Genomic DNA, 3,886 nt, shown 5'->3' with positions numbered 1-3,886 from the left:
CGACCGATCGGCTGGTAAAGCGCGCCGCGATACTGATTGCCGACGTCGTCGAGTTCAGCCGACACATGGAGCAGGATGAAGGCGGCAGCGTCGATCAAGTCGCTCGGTCGATTCGACTTTTTCGGAGCCTTATCGGCGACTATGGCGGCCAGATCGCGCAAATCGCCGGCGATGGGATTTTGGCGCTGTTCGACAGCGCCGACAGGACGCTGCAATTCGCGGTTCAGATCCAGACGGAATTCCGGGATCAATCGGTCTGGGGGAATGGCGAGCCGATCCAGTTCCGCATCGGCTTGAATGTCGGCGAGGTGACGATCCACGAGGCTGTCGCTTACGGACATTGCATCAACGTCGCGGCCCGGCTCCAGGGGATGGCCGATCCCGGAGGCATCCTTGTGACCGGCGCATTTCGCTCGGCGATGGAAGCCACGCCCGGGCTATCGTTGCGTTCGGTGGGTCAACCGCGCCTGAAAAATCTTTCCGAGCCCATCGACATCTACGCGGTCGAGCCATCGGGCGCGACCCCGACGAACGGCGCAATACGGCCGCGCGACGCGCCGCTGAGCGAGCCCGTCCGCAATCCGTCGATCGCGGTGCTTGCGGTCTCCAATCTGTCCGGTGATCCTCGTAACGACCATCTGTGCGACGGCTTCTCGGAAGATATCATCGCGAACCTCAGCCGCTTTCGCAATCTCATGGTGATCGCGCGGCACTCGGCCTTTCTCTTCAACTTGAACACCAATCCGACCGAAGTCGTAAAGCGGCAACTTGGAGTTCGATACATCCTCTGGGGCAGTCTCCGCCGGGCCGGTCAGCGTCTTCGCTTTGCTTTCCAGCTGATCGATGCGGCGTCGGACAGCGTGCTCTGGTCCGACCGGTTCAAGGTCGAGCTCGATGAGCTCTTCGACCTCCAGGACGAGATCGCCGGCGCCGTCGCCTCGCGACTGTCGATCCAGATCGACCTCGCGGAGTGGCGGCAACAATCGCCTTACCCGCGCGATATGCGCGCCTATGGGCTGGTGCTGCGCGGTCAGCATTTGATCCTCAAGTTCACCAAAGCGGGAAATTGGCACGCGCGCCGACTGTTCGAGGAGGCCCTGGGGTACGCGCCCGAATACAGCCGCGCGCACAGCGCATTGTCGCGGACGCACAATCTCGACTGGCGCTATGCCTGGGCCCCGAGACCCCAAAGATCGCTGGAACTGGCCATCGTGTTCGCGCGTCGGTCGAAGGAATTCGACCCGCTCGATGCGCGCGGTTTCGCCGAACTCGGCTACGCCAAGCTCTATCGCCGACAGCACGACGATGCGATCGCGGAATACGAGCAGGCTCTATCGCTGAACCCGAACGACAGCGACATCATTGCCGAATATGCCGATGCACTCGCCTATGTCGAACAGGCGCAGAGGTCGGTCGAGCTCATGCACAAGGCGATGCGACTCAATCCGCACTATCCCGACTGGTATCTCTGGTATCTGGCGGACGCCTATGACACGCTGGGCCAGCCCGAAAACGTAATCGCCACGATCCAGCGCATGCACGACCCGTCCGAGGGCCAGCGAATGCTCGCGGCGAATTTTGCCCATCTGGGAATGACGCGCGAAGCGCAAGCCGCGGCGCGCGAAGTCTTGCGTCTCCATCCCGGGTTCAAAATCGGTGTTTGGCGCGAGCGCCCCCCGTACCGCGACAAGGCCATCATCGAGCGCTATGTGGAGGGCCTTCGCAAAGCCGGCCTGCCCGATTGAACGTGCCGACGGTCGGCTGTCCTAGGAGGTGCCGCTGAAATCTTCAAGCAGTGCCGAAAGCGCGTCTGGGCCGACCTTCACGGTTCCGGAGTAGGGATGGTCGATCGCGACTACCGTCAACAAGGCGGAGAATATCAGAATGGACAATGCCCCCGTCATGATCGTCTGAGCGCGAAGGTTCTCTGTTCCGAAGAAGAAGGTAAAGCCGATGGTCAAGACCGCTCCCGAGAAGAGCACCAGCCAGACAAGGCCGGGTACCACGCCCGAGGCCACGACCAGTCTTGCGCGCCGCGCCTGGGTGACGAGATCGAGCTGGTGGAGGATTTCGGCGAGCAGGGCTGTTTCGCGTCCGTCGCCAGGCCGGAATGTGAGAATGGTCGAGTAGACGTGGTCCAGTGCGTGGTTCACGTCGAGACTCGCTCGGCCTTCCTCCATTGCCGGCCAATCCTTGGAGATGGCGGCCCTGAGATAGTCGGTCATTGCTGTGCGAAGCGCCATCCCGGGCTCGTTTTCCATTCCCCTTGACAAACGGTACACGGTTGCCGCGGCGCCCGCCTCCTGCGCCACATATTTCTCCGCGTCGTTGAACCTCTCCCACACGACGATCACGGCGAACGCCAGGAGCACCGCATACAGCACTCCAAGCGTCGCGAACTTGAAGCCCGCGACCTCGTTGTTGGTGCTGAGCCTGTCCAGGCTCACATAGCGTCGAACAATCACCGGGCCGGCCATCGCGACGAGCGTCGTAATCCCGACCATCAAGGTGCCGGACAACCATAAGGAATGGGTGGTCAGAAACAACATGTCGGGTCGCCGGATTTGAGTCTCGCCCGAAAGAGCGAAGCGCTCTGAAACCGTCGGTGGGATTCAATAGGGCAGGTCAGTTGCAAGCACGTTCAGATTCGATCAGGACCTCGCGCTGCAGGGTACTCGAGAAGCAGAGGAGCCGGGTTGCTCGACCGGACGAACGACTACTGAGCGAGCTCAAACCACGGGGAAGGATTTGGTGGGCGCACAAGGATTCGAACCTTGGACCCGCTGATTAAGAGTCAGCTGCTCTACCAACTGAGCTATGCGCCCTTACGGTGCGGCGTCGCCGTCCCAAGAGACGGGCTCGATACCAAACCGGGGCAGGGGAGTAAAGGACGAATCCGGAAAGCTTTCGGCGGCCCAGACGCCCCTCCTGACGAGAATGAAGGCAAAACCTGCCGTGGCATGAGCCTCCGTCGCTACCGTTCATCGACGAGCGCCAGCACGCGCAAGGGACTTCCGGAGCCTTGCTCGATCTTGAGCGGCGCGGCGAAGATCACGGCACCGGTCGCTGGCAGTTGGTCGAGATTGCAAAGGCTCGCGAGGCCAAAGCGGTTCGCGCCATGCATGAGATTGTGCGCCGGGAAAGCCGGTTCGAAGGAGTGGGCTTGGCCCGCATCCGTGCCCACCGCCTCCACACCCCAACCATTGACATCGCGCTCTTGCGTGAGGAACCGCATGGCGTCGACATTCGGGCCGGGCACATGCGGACCATCCTCCTTCATGTTCAGGAATGCGGAGGGGTCGGTGCGCTTTGACCAGTCGGTGCGCATCAGGACCCAGCTTCCTTTTGGGATTTTGCCGTGTTTCTTCTCCCAGGCGAGAATGTGCTTCGGAGTGAGCAGGAATTTCTCGTCCTTGGCCGCCTCTTTCGAGCAATCGATCACGCAGGCGGGCGCCACGAAACGTTGCACGTCGATCGTGTCGGTGGCGCCGTCCTGATAATCCTTGCCCGAGACCCAATGGATCGGCGCGTCGAAATGCGTGCCCGTATGCTCCCCGCAAGAGATGTTGTTCCAGTACCAGGCCGGACCCTTGTCGTCGTAACGTGAGATTTGCGAGATCGAGAAGGGGCTCGACTGGGCGAAAGCGGGCGGAAGCTGGATGACCGCTGTCGAAGGCTTGAGCGTTTGCGTCAGATCCACGACGCGGATCTTGCGCTTCGCGATTTGCTTCGCGAGTTTTTCGAGAACTGCCGTCGTCATGATGTGTCTCCTCCGGGCGTTATCCTAACTTGGGCGGACGGCGCATCTCAACTGCCCGTCTCGATATGGGAGCGAACGTCATCAGCTTCGCCTGGCGAGGGCGGCATTGGGAGGCGAGGTCAGCGC

3 protein-coding genes and 1 tRNA gene are annotated in these 3,886 nt (G+C 61.5%); 1 reads left to right on the top strand and 3 read right to left on the bottom strand.

Annotated elements, in window-relative coordinates; translation table 11 throughout:
* Nucleotides 1-11: 11 nt before the first annotated feature.
* The gene (locus tag JOY90_RS14570) at nucleotides 12-1,745 is read left to right on the top strand and encodes an adenylate/guanylate cyclase domain-containing protein (protein ID WP_367276938.1); all 1,734 of its coding nucleotides are present in this window, start codon (nucleotides 12-14) and stop codon (nucleotides 1,743-1,745) included.
* Nucleotides 1,746-1,766: 21 nt separating this feature from the next.
* On the opposite strand, the gene JOY90_RS14565 is transcribed toward JOY90_RS14570, so the two are convergent.
* The 3 genes from JOY90_RS14565 to JOY90_RS14555 form a co-directional block, all read right to left on the bottom strand.
* Nucleotides 1,767-2,549: a DUF4239 domain-containing protein gene (locus JOY90_RS14565; protein ID WP_291691819.1), complete on the bottom strand. Its 783-nt coding sequence runs from the start codon at nucleotides 2,547-2,549 to the stop codon at nucleotides 1,767-1,769.
* Nucleotides 2,550-2,749: 200 nt separating this feature from the next.
* Nucleotides 2,750-2,825, bottom strand: a tRNA-Lys gene (locus JOY90_RS14560).
* A gap of 149 nt (nucleotides 2,826-2,974) precedes the next feature.
* Nucleotides 2,975-3,760: a cyclase family protein gene (locus tag JOY90_RS14555; protein ID WP_291691818.1), complete on the bottom strand. Its 786-nt coding sequence runs from the start codon at nucleotides 3,758-3,760 to the stop codon at nucleotides 2,975-2,977.
* Between the last annotated feature and the right edge of the window lie 126 nt (nucleotides 3,761-3,886).

The sequence above is a fragment of the Bradyrhizobium sp. genome (assembly GCF_019242285.1).
In the GTDB taxonomy this organism is placed as follows: Bacteria; Pseudomonadota; Alphaproteobacteria; order Rhizobiales; family Xanthobacteraceae; genus Bradyrhizobium.
This window is presented reverse-complemented; position numbering and strand designations above follow the sequence as displayed.

Excerpts from the sequence above, each read along its gene's own strand:
- JOY90_RS14555 (WP_291691818.1), bottom strand. The coding sequence starts at position 3,760 with ATGACGACGGCAGTTCTCGAAAAACTCGCGAAGCAAATCGCGAAGCGC.
- JOY90_RS14565 (WP_291691819.1), bottom strand. The coding sequence starts at position 2,549 with ATGTTGTTTCTGACCACCCATTCCTTATGGTTGTCCGGCACCTTGATG.